At 70.9% G+C, this 14,982-nt stretch carries 14 protein-coding genes; 9 read left to right on the plus strand and 5 right to left on the minus strand.

Translation table 11 applies throughout. From position 1 onward, the window contains the following. Positions 1 to 10: 10 nt before the first annotated feature. From ACFVH2_RS13800 to ACFVH2_RS13820, 5 genes are read right to left on the minus strand one after another with little or no spacing between them, the layout of a single operon-like run. Entirely contained in the window at positions 11 to 1,159 is a 1,149-nt protein-coding gene (locus ACFVH2_RS13800) for a glycosyltransferase (RefSeq protein WP_378426841.1), read from the minus strand. Continuing rightward, positions 1,156 to 1,887 carry an LppM family (lipo)protein gene (locus ACFVH2_RS13805; protein WP_378426843.1) on the minus strand — a complete coding sequence of 244 codons (732 nt, stop codon included), beginning with the start codon at positions 1,885 to 1,887 and terminating at the stop codon, positions 1,156 to 1,158. Before ACFVH2_RS13805 ends, ACFVH2_RS13800 begins: the two co-directional genes overlap by 4 nt. After that, a complete protein-coding gene (locus ACFVH2_RS13810) occupies positions 1,881 to 2,669 on the minus strand; it encodes a carotenoid biosynthesis protein (RefSeq protein WP_378426845.1) in 789 nt (262 codons plus the stop codon). Before ACFVH2_RS13810 ends, ACFVH2_RS13805 begins: the two co-directional genes overlap by 7 nt. Next, a complete protein-coding gene (locus tag ACFVH2_RS13815; protein ID WP_378426847.1) occupies positions 2,666 to 4,243 on the minus strand; it encodes a phytoene desaturase family protein in 1,578 nt (525 codons plus the stop codon). Before ACFVH2_RS13815 ends, ACFVH2_RS13810 begins: the two co-directional genes overlap by 4 nt. Positions 4,244 to 4,296: 53 nt before the next feature. Next, a complete protein-coding gene (locus tag ACFVH2_RS13820; RefSeq protein ID WP_378426849.1) occupies positions 4,297 to 4,890 on the minus strand; it encodes a GNAT family N-acetyltransferase in 594 nt (197 codons plus the stop codon). Positions 4,891 to 5,044: 154 nt separating this feature from the next. Here ACFVH2_RS13820 and ACFVH2_RS13825 point away from each other — a divergent pair, with 154 nt between their 5' ends. The 9 genes from ACFVH2_RS13825 to mraY all read left to right on the plus strand — a co-directional run bounded on the left by ACFVH2_RS13825 (position 5,045) and on the right by mraY (position 14,978). Next, positions 5,045 to 5,443, plus strand: coding sequence for an SAV_6107 family HEPN domain-containing protein (locus ACFVH2_RS13825; RefSeq protein WP_378426850.1), 399 nt, complete (start codon positions 5,045 to 5,047; stop codon positions 5,441 to 5,443). Between the two features lie 168 nt (positions 5,444 to 5,611). After that, positions 5,612 to 6,034: a DUF3040 domain-containing protein gene (locus ACFVH2_RS13830; RefSeq protein WP_378426852.1), complete on the plus strand. Its 423-nt coding sequence runs from the start codon at positions 5,612 to 5,614 to the stop codon at positions 6,032 to 6,034. A 429-nt stretch (positions 6,035 to 6,463) separates the two neighbouring features. Next, complete coding sequence (mraZ, locus tag ACFVH2_RS13835) at positions 6,464 to 6,895, plus strand: division/cell wall cluster transcriptional repressor MraZ (protein WP_378426853.1); 432 nt, start codon at positions 6,464 to 6,466, stop codon at positions 6,893 to 6,895. Between the two features lie 171 nt (positions 6,896 to 7,066). Continuing rightward, complete coding sequence (gene rsmH, locus ACFVH2_RS13840) at positions 7,067 to 8,083, plus strand: 16S rRNA (cytosine(1402)-N(4))-methyltransferase RsmH (protein WP_378426948.1); 1,017 nt, start codon at positions 7,067 to 7,069, stop codon at positions 8,081 to 8,083. Then, on the plus strand, positions 8,080 to 8,832 hold the full coding sequence (locus ACFVH2_RS13845; RefSeq protein ID WP_378426855.1) for a hypothetical protein: 753 nt from the start codon (positions 8,080 to 8,082) through the stop codon (positions 8,830 to 8,832). The genes rsmH and ACFVH2_RS13845 overlap by 4 nt, the downstream gene beginning before the upstream one ends. A 29-nt stretch (positions 8,833 to 8,861) precedes the next feature. Continuing rightward, positions 8,862 to 10,700 carry a peptidoglycan D,D-transpeptidase FtsI family protein gene (locus tag ACFVH2_RS13850; RefSeq protein WP_378426950.1) on the plus strand — a complete coding sequence of 613 codons (1,839 nt, stop codon included), beginning with the start codon at positions 8,862 to 8,864 and terminating at the stop codon, positions 10,698 to 10,700. Positions 10,701 to 10,804: 104 nt separating this feature from the next. Further along, positions 10,805 to 12,400: a UDP-N-acetylmuramoyl-L-alanyl-D-glutamate--2,6-diaminopimelate ligase gene (locus ACFVH2_RS13855; RefSeq protein ID WP_378426952.1), complete on the plus strand. Its 1,596-nt coding sequence runs from the start codon at positions 10,805 to 10,807 to the stop codon at positions 12,398 to 12,400. Beyond that, positions 12,397 to 13,902, plus strand: a complete 1,506-nt coding sequence (gene murF, locus ACFVH2_RS13860) for a UDP-N-acetylmuramoyl-tripeptide--D-alanyl-D-alanine ligase (protein ID WP_378426857.1) — start codon at positions 12,397 to 12,399, stop codon at positions 13,900 to 13,902. Before ACFVH2_RS13855 ends, murF begins: the two co-directional genes overlap by 4 nt. Then, entirely contained in the window at positions 13,899 to 14,978 is a 1,080-nt protein-coding gene (mraY, locus tag ACFVH2_RS13865) for a phospho-N-acetylmuramoyl-pentapeptide-transferase (protein ID WP_142097877.1), read from the plus strand. The genes murF and mraY overlap by 4 nt, the downstream gene beginning before the upstream one ends. Positions 14,979 to 14,982 lie beyond the last annotated feature (4 nt).

Raw genomic sequence — 14,982 nt, forward strand, 5'->3', positions numbered from 1 at the left:
CCAGAAGGGCTCACGGGTGGCGCAGCGGCCTGCCCTTCCAGCTGTGCCCGCCCCGGCGGTGGCGCAGATGGGAGTCGACGGTCAGCGCGGCCAGCCCGATCACCGACAGCGGGTGCGCGAGCGCGTCCACGCCGTCGCGGGCGGTGAGCGCTCCGCCGGACTCCGTGCGGCGCGCCACCAGCCGGGACGCGACCGCGCACCCGTAGCCGGCGAGCCCCCAACGGCGGACGCTGCCCCGGCCGAACGCGGCGGCCAGGGGAGGGGCGAGGTATGCGCTCAGGGCCGCGGCGAGCACCGCGCTCGCGCCCGCGGGTGATCCGAACGCGGTCCACAACCACCGACCGTGGCCGGCCCGTGCCTGCGCCGGCCCGTCGTACATCCGGCAGCGTGCCAGCTCGCCCGCCGCGGCCACCGCGGTCAGGCGGCCCGACCGCCGCAGGACCCGGGCCAGGTCGAGGTCCTCGGCCACGCTGCCGGCCACCGCGTGGTGGCTGCCGACGGCCCGATACCCGTGTGCGTCGAACACGAGGAACTGCCCGCACGCCACGGCCATCGACGGGCGGGTCGTTCGATTGGCGACGGGCACCGGCGCGGTGGCGAACCACGACCAGCACAGCAGCGGTTGCACCGCCCGTTCGGCCGCCGTGACGGCAGTCTGGAAGGGCCACGGGCACAACAGGTCAGCCCCCGAGGTACGGAGTTCGCCGACGGCTGCGGCGAGTGCGTCCGGAGCCAGGCGCACGTCGGCATCGAGGAACACCAGTACCCCGGAACGGTCCGCGGACAGCTCGGCGAGCCGGGCGCAGGCGGCGGGTTTGCCCACCCATCCGGGCGGCGGGTCCCCGTCGTGGCGGTGCAGGGTGAATCGGGGGTCGCCGCCGATCGCGTCGCGTACCGCCGCTCCGGTGCCGTCGGTGGAGTCGTCGTCGAGGACCAGCACGCGCAGGTCTGCGAGGCCGCGCTGGGCGCGCAGATCGGCGATCAGCCGAGGCGCGGAATCGGCCTCGTTGCGGGCGGGCACGCAGACCGTGACCGGTTCGGACACGGCGTCGCGGCCACTCAGTCGCGGCACGGTGCGGGCGTTGACCGTCGCGACGACCGCACCGGCCGCGGACAACACGGTCCCGGACCGAACCACGGCCCGCAGCAGGCGACTCACACGTGCTGCTTGTCCTTGCCGGCGCCGTCGCTGCGCTGGAAGCGCGGGGAGCGGTCGCGGGCGAGGTAGGCCATCGCGCCGACGATCACCGCGACGCCGAGCCCCACGCCGGTGACGATGCCCGCCCAGCCGGCGAAACCGCGGGTGTTCGGGTCCGCGTAGCGGACCTCCGCGCGCATGGTGTTGGTCTCGCCCGGCGTCAGCTTCCACGTCACGATCGAATCGCCGTCGCGGGTGCCGTTGGTGGTCGCGACGCGGGCCGGGAACGCGACGCTGAACTGGATGTCGCTGCCGTCGGGCACCGACTTGAGATCGGCCTTGCCGTCGAGCACCACCACGTCGCCGGAGCGCTGGAAGTTCAGTTGCAGGGCGCTGCCGACCTGACCGGACAGCGAGCCGAGCTGCTGAACCTCACCGAAGGTCAGGTCGCTGAAGAAGGCCTGACTGCCCACGAAGCCGTCCTGCTTGTACTCCTGCACCCGGATCTTGTTGGCCAGCGAGTTCGGGGCGGTCAGCTGCGGGCCCTTGTCCGCGTCGTTGGCCGGCACCGCGGCGGCGACGATCTGGCCGGACACCCGGTCGTTGGGGGACACCCCCATCGAGACCTGAACCCGCAGGCAGCCGCTGAGCAGCGGGACGGCCAGCAGCAGCAGAGCGGTCAGCGCGGCAAGTCGGGCCCGGGGGCGTCGGGCACGGGACCGTTCTTCACTGGTTCGGGGCGTCAGCACCTGGTCATGGTGCCAGCCCGGCTCAGATGCGTGAGCAGCGGCACGCCGACGACGCCCATGCCGAGCAGTCCGTACGCCGCCGACCACCCCAATTCGGGCAGGAACACCGCGTGGGCCAGGGCGGACCCGAGCCACGTCCACAGGAACAGTGCGAGCGGGACCGCATCGGCCGCCGGACTCGGATCGGGGTCGGCGCGGTCGCGGTCCAGCCAGGTCAGGGTCACGGCAATCGCGGTGGCGACGAGCAGCCAGCCCGCGTAGTTGGTCCACGGGATCGGTTCGAGGCCCGGTGGTGCCGCGTGCGCCGAACACCACCGCCACTGGCCGTCGGCGACCATCTGCGGATCCAGGTACAGGTCCCACCCGACGATCCCGACCGCGGTGAGCGCGGCCCGGGCCAGTGGACGGCCGCGGTCGACGACATGGGTGACCGCGCACCACACCGGGTAGCTGCCCGCCGTCCAGGCCAGCGGCACCAGCAGCGGAACGTCGGCGAGCGACGGTCCCAGTCGGTCGATCGCGTAGTCGTAGCAGCCGAACGGGAATCCGGTTGCGGTGCCGACGATCTCGGACAGCAATCCGAGACCGGCGGTGACAGCGAGCAGTGCGAGCGCCCAACGGCCACCGCGCGCGAACCAGGCGTGGGTGAGCGCCGCGGCCGCGAGCGCGAGCACCACGACGACGGTCACCGCGTCCCGCGAGGTGCCCTCGACGAGCGGATAGGCGATCTGCGCGGCGACCGCCAGTGCCGCGAGCGCGGCGGGCACCAGGCGGCCTGTCATCGGTGCAGTACGCGCCGCAGCCGCCCGAACTTGGCGTCGGACAGCGCCACCGACGCCGCGCTTCGCCCGCTCGCCCCGGACACCCCGCCGCCGGGATGGGTGGACGCGCCGGTCAGGTACAGCCCCGCCGCGTCGGGTACCCGGTGCCCCGAGAGTTCGGGCAGCGGCCGCCACATGAACATCTGGTCCAGCGACATCTCCACGTGCATCACGTTGCCGCCGATCAGGCCCATCTCCGACTCGATGTCGACGGGGGACTGGACCAGACGGTGGCGTACCGAGTCGATGAATCCCGGTGCCAGCCGCTCGATCTCGGCGACGATCCGATCGCCCTCCGCCTCCGCGAGGCCGGGCCAGGTGCGGCCCCCGCTCAGTGCGTACGGGTGCCACTGCGACCACAACGTCACCTGGTGCTCGCCGGGCGGGCTCAGGCTCGGGTCGATCCCGCTGAAGCTCATCGCCAGCACCGCAGGGGTCGGCGGCAGCTCGCCGGCCAGCGCGGACCCGTGCGCGAGCCGCAGCTGGGCGCGGTCGGACACCAGTAGCTGCAGGCCGGAGGTGACGGTCGCGTCGTCGGGGGCGCTCGGATAGTCCGGCAGGGCGTCGGTGGCCAGCCGCACGACCATCCCGATCCCCGGCCCGACCCGGATCCGGCGCCGCCAGTCCGCGATCCGGGCTGCGTCGTGTCCGCCGCGCTCGAGCAGGTCGAGGGTGGTCAGGATGTGGCAGCCGGCGATCACCGCCTTCGACCGCAACTCGCGACCGGACGCGGTGCGGGTCAGCCAGCCGTCGCCGCTGCGTCGCAGTTCGACGACGGCGTCCCCGAGCCGGACGGTGCCGCCGTCGGCGGTCAGCCGCGACGCCAGCGCCTCGGTCAGTGCGCCGCTGCCGCCGACCGCCCGGCCCGGCGGCAGCGTGTGCATCAGCGCGGCGAAGCCGACCATCGGCGCGGTGCCCGGCTCGGACATCGGGGGCCCGGACTGGGCGCCGAACCAGGCCAGCGCAGCCTTGAGTCGTTCGTCGTCGAAGTAGTTGTCCAGCAAGGCATCCCCGGAGGACAGGAACTCGCGCGAGAGAGCCGCCGCGCCGTCGCCGGTGTCCAGACCCCAGAACGAGCGCACCAGTCGGCCGCCGGTCGGCGGGCCGCCGAACGACCGCATCACCGAGGCGGTGCGTGGTCCCCAGTCCGCCACGAAACGGCGGTAGGCGCGCGCGTCGGCGGTGCCGCAGGACTCGGCGATGGACCGGCACGTCCGGTCCAGGTCGCGGTGGAAGACGATGCCCGGTCGCCCGGACTCGGCCGGGGCGGGCGCGAACGCCCACGGGTCGCAGTCCAGGTAGCGCAGTCCGTGGTCGGCGAGCTCGAGGTCCTCGACGATGCCGGTGTGCCGGATCATGATGTGCGCCGAGGATCCGCGGTCGACCCGGTGGCCGGGGAAGCGTTCGACGGTCGACACTGCGCCGCCGAGCACGGTGTCGCGCTCGAGCACCTCGACCGACCAGCCGGCCCGGGCCAGATAGCACGCCGAGACCAGTGCATTGTGCCCGGAACCCACCACCACCGCGTCGATCATCAGGCCAGGCTAGCGGGGCGCTCCGGTGGGCCTGCGCCGGCGGCCCGTGGCGCTCAGAGGGGCAGGCTGCGACCGAGCACGGCGAAGGCCCGGCTGTCGCCGGTGAAAGTGAAATGCCGCACCACGTCGGTGAATCCGAGTCGGCGGTAGAGCCGCCAGGCGCGGTTGTCCTCCTCGGGTACCTCCGGGGTGGACAGCAGCACGCCGCGTTCGGGCCGGTCCGCGAGCAGGGCCAGCAGCATCGCCTCGCCGGTGCCGTGACCCTGGGCGCGGGGGGAGACGTGCAGTTCGGTCAGTTCGAAGTAGTCGCCGAGGACCTCGTGGATTCGTCGGTCGTCGGCGCCGGAGCGACTCATGCCGTCCCGGACCTGCTGATGCCACCACTGGTGTGCGGCGCCCCGGTAGCCGTAGGCGATGCCGACCATCCGTTCGTGCTGACCGGGTGCGGCGGGGGCGAGGGCGGCGACGGCGCGCCAGCCGGGCCGGGAGGTGTGTTCGGTCCACATCGGCGCGCGGTGGAACTCGGTGCCCCTGGGATATCCCATCGCCTCGACGTAGATGGCGAGGGCCTCGTCGAGCCGGCGGCGGAGCTCGTGCGCCGACAGTTCGACCAGTCGTGGGGCGGCATTGGTGTCGACCGGACTCACCCTCTCTCTTGACGACGTGTCGGTGGGTGCAGCTATATTGAATACATCGAACGGATGTTCGATGTCGGCAATCCGGCGAAGCGCGAGGGAAGCGGGCTTCTCCGGATTGCCGAGCCTAAGGCCAACCCCTGTGCATGCGGGAGGTGTGCGGAAGATGGCATTACGAGTAAACCTGCTCGATCGGGCGGACTCACTGCTTGCCGAGGCGGCCGGCGCGCGGGATCCCTCCGATCGGTTCCGGGCCGCCTATCTGGCGGCGTTGCGGGGAGCGGGCGCGGCGCTCGCCGGTCGTCGGTCGCGATCGGGGTCGCGCAGCGCCTGGGTGCGGTTGACGAAGGTGGAGCCGGCGCTCGCGTCCTGGGCCGAGTTCTTCGCGGGTCACTCCGCCACGAGAGCGGCGATCGAGGCGGGGATATCCCGCACCGTCACGGCGGACGAGGCGGATCGATTCTTCCGTGAGGTGTCCCGATTTCTCACCGCCGTCGAGGATCATCTCGGCGGTGACGATCGTCTCGATCGGGCGCCCGGATCGGTTGCGGGGAGGTCTGCCTAGCAGCGGGATTGCGGCCCTCGCGAAATTGGTCCTCATCTCATTGTCGGACTAGGTGGTACGCCGTCGCGCCTACTCGTATCATTGACGGCAGGTAGCCGCGATCGGCGGCAACCGGTCGTTTCGACCCAACGAAGCGGCCGCCACCATTTCAGTGCCGGGGGAGGTACCGTGCCACTCTCCGAGCACGAGCAGCGGATGCTCGATCAGATCGAGAGCGCTCTCTACGCCGAAGACCCCAAGTTCGCCTCCTCTGTGAGGGGAGGCCGAATGCGAGCCGCCTCGAGCAAACGACGGCTGCAGGCGGGGGCTCTCTTCGTTCTCGGGCTCGTCCTACTTGTCGCGGGCATTCCGCTCGCGGCCAAGTCGGAAGCGCTCCTGATCGTCAGCCTGCTCGGTTTCCTTGTGATGTTTGGAGCCGGGGTCCTGTTCCTCATGGGAGGAACGAAGAAGGGCCACGCGGCAGTGCGAGACGAGAAGTCCGGTCCCGCATCGGGTTCGGGTGCAGGCAAGCCCTCGGGTGGCCGTAAGGCCGGCGGTGGGTTCTCGTCGCGCATGGAGGATCGATTCAAGAGAAGGTTCGAGCAGGAGTAGCTCGCTTCGACCCCGTCCGTTCGGGCGGCCCGACGCAGCCACGGTTCGACAGGCGCGGCACCGACAGGTGCCGCGCCATTTCTCTTCTCCACGTTTCCCCCTTGCCCCACATTTCCCCCCGTGTGCACCATTGCCGCGGACCAGATTTGATGCTCCGTGGGCTGACCTGGGAGTTCGACGGCGCGACGGTCCCGCGGGCTGTCGCGTTCGGCCGCCGTGGCCGAGGCCACACAACTTTTCCCCCACCGTGCGCCACCGCCGTGAACTGCGGATTCACCTGCGAGAGGCGGAGCTTCACCGCCTGTTGGCCTTGAAAGTGGGGCAAAGTGGGGTAACGTGGTGCGCAGCGGTTGGGAAGGTGAACCGCAGGGCATAGGGCGTTCGAAATTCGATCCATCGAAGTTCGGGATACGCAGTGGGAGGTGTCGAGTGTTTCTCGGTACCTACACGCCGAAGCTCGACGACAAGGGGCGACTGACGTTGCCCGCGAAGTTTCGCGATGCACTGGCGGGAGGGTTGATGGTCACGAAAGGGCAGGACCACAGCCTCGCGGTGTATCCACGAGAAGAGTTCGCCGCACTCGCGCGACGAGCCGCCGCCGCATCGCGGAGCAACCCGGAGGCCCGGGCCTTCGTCCGTGGTCTCGCGGCCGGCGCCGACGAGCAGCATCCCGACGCCCAGGGACGGATCACCCTCTCCGCGGACCATCGGCGCTACGCCGGGTTGTCCAAGGAGTGCGTGGTGATCGGATCGGTCGACTTCCTCGAGATCTGGGACGCCCGGGCGTGGCAGACCTACTCGGAGGAGAACGAAGAAAGCTACTCCCAAGCAAGATCCGAGCCACTGAGCGAGATCCTCTAGCGCACCCACCGCTTCGGCGAGTGCCGCGAGGCCTCTGCCCGACGCCGACCCTGACGCACTTCCCCAGCGCCAGGTCCGGCTCATCGGACAGGGACCTCGAGGCATTCGCCCCCACTTCCCCTCCCAGGATCGTCAGCATCCGTAGCCACGACCGAAGACCCGGAGGTAGCAATCGTGGACGACGAGGTCACCCCGTCCCCCTCCTCCGGCGAGTTCGGTCACATTCCGGTCCTGCTCGGCCGCGCCGACGAACTCCTCGGTCCCGCACTGACTCGCGAGTCGCCCGACGCCGAGGGCGCGGTGATGATCGACGCGACGCTCGGCCTCGGTGGACACTCCGAGCACTTCCTCCGGACCTACCCCGGCCTGCAGCTCATCGGCCTGGACCGAGACCCCGCGGCCCTCGAGATCGCCGGTGCGCGGCTGGCCCCGTTCGGTGACCGGGTCACGTTGGTGCACACCAGGTATGACGGCATCGTCGACGCACTCGAACTGGCCGGCTTCGATCAGGTCGAGTCGGTCCACGGCATCCTGTTCGACCTGGGCGTCTCCTCGATGCAGCTGGACGAGGCCGACCGCGGCTTCGCCTACTCCGTGGACGCGCCGCTCGACATGCGGATGGACCCGACCAAGGGTCTGACCGCGGCCGACATCCTCAACACCTACAGCCACGGCGAGCTCGCCCGCGTGCTGAGCACGTACGGCGAGGAGCGGTTCGCGGGACGAATCGCCTCGGAGGTGCTGCGGCGCAGGCAGATCGAGCCGTTCACCACCAGTGCGCAACTGGTCGAGGTGCTCTACGCCGCGATCCCCGCGGCCACCCGCCGCACCGGCGGTCACCCGGCCAAGCGCACCTTCCAGGCGCTGCGGGTGGAGGTCAACGGCGAACTCGACTCGCTGCGGGCCGCGATCCCCGCCGCGCTGGACGCCCTCGCGGTCGGCGGCCGAGTGGTGTTCATGTCGTACCAGTCGCTCGAGGACCGGCTCGTCAAGCAGGAACTGACTCCGCGCACCAAATCCCGTAGCCCGGAGGGACTTCCGATGGAGCTGCCCGGGATGGGGCCGGAGTTCGAACTGCTCACCCGTGGTGCGGAACGGGCGAGCGCGCAGGAGATCGAGGACAACCCGCGGTCGGCGCCGGTCCGACTGCGGAGCGCCGAACGGATTTCGAGGAGGGTGACGGCATGACAGTTCCCGTGCGTGATCGCAGTGGTGCGTCGACCGTTCGGCCGAAGGTACACGGACGCGCGCCCGCGACCATCCCGTCTCGGTCGAATGCCCCCGCGAAGTCCACGAAGAAGACTGCCGCACAGCGGGCCTACGCCAAGCGCAGCCAGCGTGCCTCGACGGGCACCGCGGCCGAGGTCGTCAAGCGGGGCTCGTTCAAGGCGCGAATCCCGTTCGTCGCCAGCATCATCGGACTGCTGTCCGTCGGACTGGCCGTCACGCTCCTGCTGACCACCCGCGCGACGGAGGACTCGTACAAGCTCAGCGCGGCGAAGGCGCACAACCAGAGCCTGATCGAGCAGCGGGCCGCGCTCGAGCGCGACTACCAGACCGCGACGTCCGCACCGGAGCTCGCTCGCAAGGCCGCCGACCTCGGCATGATCCCGGCCAAGGACGTCGCTCGACTGGTCGTCGACGACCGGGGTGGCGTCCAGGTCGTCGGCAAGCCGACCCCGGCGCAGGGTGCGCCGGTGCCGCCGCTGAACAAGCAGCCCGGCAACACCCAGGCGAACGCCGGTCGCCCGGTTGCCAACCCGGCGTCACCCGCGCAGACGGCGCGCCCCGGCGCCCCGACGCCCGGCGCGTCCCGCCCCGGCACGCCGCTGGCAGCCAATCAGCCGCTATCGCCTCCGCAGGGTGAACAATTGGTTCCCATGAACCAGCCCCGCACGACCTCGGGACAGGCAGGTAGCGCGGGCGGTCAGCGGTGACCCGAGGTCCCTCCGCTGCTCCACCCCGCATCCGTCCGGCTCCGCGCGGTACCGCCCGCCCCAAGGACACCTCGTCCTTCCGGTTCCGGTACCGCACGGGCCGGATCGGCATGTTCGTCGTACTCGGCGTCGCGGTACTCCAGCTGATGTGGATCATGGGCGTCAAGGCGCCGTCGCTGTCCGCCGAGGCCGCCGACCAGCGTTCCACCACGATGATCGAGCCCGCAACCCGCGGGTCCATCACCGACCGGCACGGCAACCCGATCGCGTTCACCATGGAGGCGAAGGCTCTGACCTTCCAGCCGCCCAAGGTGCGCAAGGAGATCGAGGAGGCGGCGAAGAAGGCGGGCAAGGATCCCAAGGTCGACGATCGGCTTGCCGCCATCGCCAAGGGCATTCACGACAAGCTGGGCGACAGCGCTCCCGAGAAGGACGTGCTCGCCAAGCTGAAGAGCAAGGAGACCTTCGAGTACCTGGCGCGCAGCGTCGACCCGAACGTGGCGGCCAAGATCGTCGACGACTTCCCCGAGGTCGGCCTCGAGCGGCAGGACATCCGCGAGTACCCGGGCGGCGCGCTGGCCGCGAACCTGGTCGGTGCGACCGGCTGGAACGGTCACGGACTGCTCGGTCTCGAGGACTCGATGGACTCGACCCTGGCGGGCACCGACGGTTCGCAGACCTACGACCGCGGTTCCGACGGCGCCGTCATCCCGGGCAGCTGGCGCGACAAGCAGCCCGCCGTCAACGGGTCGGGCGTCGAGCTGACCATCGATTCCGACCTGCAGTACTACGTGCAGCAACAGGTGCAGCAGGCCAAGGATCTCTCCGGCGCGAAGAACGCGTCCGCAGTGGTGCTGGACTCGCACACCGGCGAGGTGCTGGCGATGTCCAACGACAACACCTTCAACCCGGCCATCGGTGTCGGCAACAACGGCAAGGCCGAGATGGGAAACCTGCCGGTCAGCACCCCGTTCGAGCCGGGGTCGGTGAACAAGATCGTCACCGCCGCCGCCGCGATCGAGTACGGACTGACCAAACCCGACGAGGTCCTGCAGGTCCCGGGCTCGATCCAGATGGCGGGCGTGTCGGTGCGGGACGCCTGGGCCCACGGGGTGGCGCCGTACACGACCACCGGTGTCTTCGGTAAGTCGTCCAACGTCGGCACCCTGATGCTCGCCCAGCGGGTGGGGGAGGACCGGTACGCCGACATGCTCGACCGGTTCGGACTCGGCCAGCGCACCGACGTCGGGTTGCCCGGCGAGAGCGCGGGCGACGTGCCCAGCCGCGACCAGTGGTCGGGCGGCACCTTCGCGAACCTGCCCATCGGACAGGGTCTTTCGATGACCCTGCTGCAGATGACCGGCATGTACCAGGCCATCGCCAACGACGGTGTCCGGATTCCGCCGCGGATCGTGCGGGCCACCGTCGACGCCGACGGGAACCGTACGGAGACGACGCCCCCGGACGTCGTCCAGGTCGTCAGCGCGCAGACCGCGTCCACCGTGCGGAACATGTTCCGCGCGGTCACCCAGCGCGACCCGATGGGGTACCAGCAGGGCACCGGTGCATCGGCGGGCGTCGAGGGCTACCAGGTGAGCGGCAAGACCGGGACCGCGCAGCAGGTCGACCCCGGCTGCAAGTGCTACTCGAACTCGAACTACTGGATCACGTTCGCGGGCATCGCCCCCGCCGACAATCCGCGCTTCGTGATCGGGATCATGCTCGACGCGCCGCAACGCAGCGCCGACGGGACCGGTGGCATGTCCGCGGCCCCGCTGTTCCACAGCATCGCGTCGTGGATGCTGCAGCGCGACAAGGTCCCGCTGTCCGCCGATCCGGGCCCCCGCCTGGTGCTGCAGGCGGACTGACACACGCCGAGTCCCCGTCGGGGACCGTCCGCCGGTAACCTGACACGTCGGCTTGCGACCGTGGCGTGCACCGCCATCGAACTTCAATTCTCGAGAGGAGTCACCTGCCCGTGCATGGGACCACTGCTCCGCAGCACGCGAACGGGCCGGGTGGCCTGCGACCGGCGCACCCGCCGACCACCGAGGTCGCGGCCCTGGCGGACCTGATCGGTGCCGACCTCCGGTGGATCGGGGATCCGGCCGGGGGTTCGACCGTCACCGGGGTGGAACTGCGTGCCCAGGGCATCGAACCGGGCGACCTGTTCGCGGCGTTGCCGGGGGCGCGGGCGCACGGCGCCGAGTTCGCCGGGACCGCCGTCGAGCGCGGTGCGACCGCGGTGCTCACCGACGAGGCCGGCGTGGCCGTGCTCGAGGCGGCCCGGATCCCGGGGCCGGTCGGGGTGCTGGTGCACCCGAATCCGCGCGCGGTGCTCGGCACCGTCTCCGCGACGATCTACGGTCACCCCTCCGAGCGGCTGCAGGTGGTGGGCATCACCGGCACCTCGGGCAAGACCACCACCTCGTACCTGGTCGAGGCGGGTCTGACGGCCGCGGGCCGCCGCGCCGGCCTCGTCGGCACGATCGAGACTCGCATCGACGGTCGCCGGGTGCCCAGCGCGTTGACCACACCGGAGGCACCGCAGCTGCACGCGCTGTTCGCGGCAATGCTCGAACGCGGCATCGACACCGTGGTGATGGAGGTGTCGAGTCACGCCCTCGCGCTCGGCAGGGTCGACGGCACCCACTTCGCGATCGGCGCATTCACCAACCTCTCGCAGGACCATCTGGACTTCCACACCGACCTCGACGACTACTTCGCCGCGAAGGCGCGACTGTTCGCGCCGAACTCGACCGTCCACGCGGACCGGGCTGTGGTCTGCGTCGACGACGAGTGGGGCCGGCGAATGGCCGAGGTCGCCGAGCTGGCCACCACGGTGTCGACGACCGGACCGGCCGACTGGACGGCCGCCGAGATCGAGGCCACCGACGACGGTTCGCAGCAGTTCGTCGCGACCGCACCGGACGGCTCCGCGCGACGCGTCGGACTGCGACTGCCCGGACGGTACAACGTGGCAAACGCGCTGCTCGCCCTCGCCACGCTGCAGGCCTGCGGGGTGGACCTGGACCGGGCCGTCGACGGCATCGGATCGGTGGACGTGCCCGGCCGAGTGCAGCGCGTCGAACGCGGACAGGACTTCCTCGCGGTCGTCGACTACGCGCACAAGCCGGCCGCGCTCGAGGCGGTGATCGCGACCCTGCGAGGCCAGACCAAGGGCCGCATCGCGGTGGTCGTAGGCGCGGGCGGCGACCGGGACCAGGGCAAGCGACCGATGATGGGCGAGGTGAGCGCACGAGGCGCCGACCTCGTCGTGGTCACCGACGACAATCCGCGCACCGAGGATCCGGCGACCATCCGGGCGTCGGTGCGCGCGGGCGCGCTCGGCGTGCCGGCGGACGAGCGGGCCGAGGTCCGCGAGTTCGCGGACCGCGCGGCGGCCATCGCCGACGCGGTGCGGTGGGCCGCGACCGGGGACGTCGTCCTCGTCGCAGGCAAGGGACACGAGATCGGGCAGGAGATCAACGGGGTGAAGTACCCATTCGACGACCGTGAGGTCCTCGCGGCGGCCATCGACGAGCGGCTCGGGGGTGTGTCACTGTGATCCCGATGAGCCTGGCCCGGATCGCCGAGATCGTCGGCGGCACCCTGCACGACGTACCGGACCCCGACGTCGTGGTGACCGGGACCGTCGAGTTCGACTCCCGCAAGGTCACCCCCGGCGGACTGTTCCTGGCCCTGCCCGGCGCCCGGGTCGACGGGCACGAGCACGCCGCGGCCGCCGTGGCTTCCGGCGCGGTCGCGGTGCTCGCGGCCCGCCCCGTGGGGGTACCCGCGATCGTGGTGACGCCGTTGCCGCCCACCGACACGAACGCGATGGCCCTCGAGCACGACACCGACGGCTCCGGCGCCGCGGTGCTGGCGGCGCTGGCGACGTTGGCGACCGCGGTCACCGACGAACTGACGGCCGCCGGCCTCACGGTGGTCGGCGTCACCGGGTCGTCCGGGAAGACCTCCACCAAGGATCTGCTCGCCGCGGTGCTGAGCCCGCTCGGTGCGGTCGTCGCGCCGCCCGGATCCTTCAACAACGAACTGGGCCACCCGTGGACCGCGTTGCGTGCCGATTCGAGCACCGACTTCCTGGTGCTCGAACTGTCCGCCCGCGGCATCGGCCACGTCGCTGCGCTCGCGGAGTCGGTGCCGCCGCGGATCGGCGTAGTCCTCAACGTCGGCACCGCGCACCTCGGCGAGTTCGGCTCCCAGGACGCGATCGCGCAGGCGAAAGGCGAACTGGTCGAAGCACTTCCGCCCGCCGACCGGGGCGGCGTCGCGGTCCTCAACGCGGACGATCCGCTCGTGGCGGCGATGGCCACCCGCACCCGGGCGCGGGTGGTGCTGGTCGGGCAGTCGGGCACCGCGGACGTGCGCGCAGTGGACGTGCAGCTCGACGACCAGGCCCGCGCGAGCTTCACTGTGGTCACCGCGGACGGTTCGGTGGATGTGCGGCTCGGCGTGCACGGCGAGCACCAGGTAGGCAACGCGCTGGCCGCGGCCGCGGTCGCGCTCGAGTGCGGCGCGGGCCTCGACCAGATCGCGGCGGCGCTCGGCCAGGCCCGGGCGGTCTCGGCCAAGCGGATGGACGTGCGCACCCGAGCCGACGGTGTCACCGTGATCAACGACTCCTACAACGCGAACCCCGACTCGATGCGGGCCGCACTCAAGGCGCTGGTGACCATGAGCCGGTCCGGTGCGGGCGCGCCGCGCCGCACGTGGGCGGTGCTCGGGGAAATGGCCGAGCTCGGTCCGGAGTCGGTGATCGAGCACGACGCCATCGGTCGGCTGCTGGTCCGCCTCGACGTGACGCGGCTGATCGTGGTCGGCACCGGTCGCCCCCTGCGTGGCATGCACCAGGGTGCCGTGATGGAAGGCTCGTGGGGCGAGGAGTCGATGCTCGTTCCCGACGCCGAGGCGGCCCTCGCGGTGCTGCGCGCCGAGGTGAAGGGTGACGACATCGTGCTCGTGAAAGCCTCCCAGTCGGTGGGGCTGTGGACCGTGGCCGACGCACTGCTGGCAGATCAGACGGAAACTTCGGAGGCGAACCAGTGAGACAGATCCTCTTCGCGGGAGGCATCGCGCTGGCGGTCTCCATCCTGCTGACCCCGGTCCTGATCAAGTTGTTCTCCCGTCAGGGCTTTGGCCAGGAGATCCGAGTCGAGGGGCCGGCCAGTCACCAGGCCAAGCGGGGCACCCCGACGATGGGCGGCGTCGCGATCATCGCGGGCATCTGGGCCGGCTACTGGGGCTCGCACCTGGTCGGCATCGGTTACGACGCCGACGGCCCGCGGGCCTCGACCCTGCTGGTGCTCGGCCTGACCACGGTTCTCGGCGGTGTCGGTTTCCTCGACGACTTCATCAAGATCCGCAAGCAGCGCAACCTCGGTCTGAACAAGACCGCCAAGCTGGTCGGCCAGCTCGTCGCGGCGGTGCTGTTCGGCATCCTCGCCCTGCAGTTCCGTGGCGCCACCGGTCTCACGCCGGGCAGCACGCACCTGTCGTACGTGCGCGACATCACCACCGTCACCATGGGTTCGGTCGTGTTCATCCTGTTCGTGTACCTGCTGGTCAGCGCGTGGTCGAACGCGGTGAACCTGACCGACGGCCTCGACGGCCTCGCCGCCGGGTCGATGACACTGGTGCTCGGCGCCTACACCGTCATCACGTTCTGGCAGTACCGCAACGCCTGCGAGACCAACCCCGGCAAGGGTTGCTACGACGTCCGCGACCCGCTCGACCTGGCGCTGATCTGTGCCGCGGCGGCGGGCGCGTGCATCGGCTTCCTGTGGTGGAACGCGGCACCCGCCAAGATCTTCATGGGCGACACCGGCTCGCTCGCGCTCGGTGGCCTGCTCGCCGGACTGTCCATCACCACCCGCACCGAGCTGCTGATGGTTGTCGTCGGCGCACTGTTCGTCGCCGAGGCGGCGTCGGTGGTCGTGCAGGTCGCGGTGTTCCGATCCAGCCGCAGACGGGTGTTCCGGATGGCACCGTTCCACCACCACTTCGAACTCGGTGGCTGGGCGGAAACCACGGTGATCATCAGGTTCTGGCTACTCGCGGCGATCGCGTCGGCGGTCGGCCTCGCGCTGTTCTACAGCGAGTACCTCGCCGTCGTCGGGGACTAGCGCG

This window comes from Rhodococcus sp. NPDC127527 (assembly GCF_042672245.1).
Lineage (GTDB): Bacteria > Actinomycetota > Actinomycetes > Mycobacteriales > Mycobacteriaceae > Rhodococcus_G.

Bases quoted from the DNA above. Each gene is read 5' to 3' on its own strand.
- ACFVH2_RS13810 (WP_378426845.1), bottom strand. From the start codon at position 2,669: ATGACAGGCCGCCTGGTGCCCGCCGCGCTCGCGGCACTGGCGGTCGCC.
- ACFVH2_RS13815 (WP_378426847.1), bottom strand. From the start codon at position 4,243: ATGATCGACGCGGTGGTGGTGGGTTCCGGGCACAATGCACTGGTCTCG.
- ACFVH2_RS13845 (WP_378426855.1), top strand. From the start codon at position 8,080: ATGACAGTTCCCGTGCGTGATCGCAGTGGTGCGTCGACCGTTCGGCCG.
- ACFVH2_RS13825 (WP_378426850.1), top strand. From the start codon at position 5,045: ATGGCATTACGAGTAAACCTGCTCGATCGGGCGGACTCACTGCTTGCC.